Here is a 269-nt window from a genome sequence, read left to right on the forward strand (position 1 = left end):
TTGTACGAAAGCTGGACCATTCCGATTGCGGTGCTGTTGATCGCGCCGGTGGCGATGTTGGGCGCGTCCATCGCGACCTTGACCAGCGGCATGGAAAGCAACCTGTTCTTCCAAGTGGCCTTTATTGCCTTGATCGGTATGGCGGCGAAAAACGCGATTTTGATTGTGGAATTCGCCAACCAGCTGTATCGCGAGGGGTTAAGCCGAACCGATGCGGCCATCAAAGCGGCAGCGATGCGCTTTAGGCCGATTCTGATGACCTCGGTAGC

General features: G+C 56.1%; 1 protein-coding gene. It reads left to right on the plus strand.

Going from position 1 to position 269, the window contains the following annotated elements; genetic code table 11:
• The coding region (locus tag PZC42_RS23200) for an efflux RND transporter permease subunit (RefSeq protein ID WP_368860292.1) at positions 1–269 on the plus strand (269 nt) is incomplete at its 3' end.

It is taken from the genome of Isoptericola croceus (assembly GCF_029382255.1).
In the GTDB taxonomy this organism is placed as follows: Bacteria; Actinomycetota; Actinomycetes; order Actinomycetales; family Cellulomonadaceae; genus Isoptericola; species Isoptericola croceus.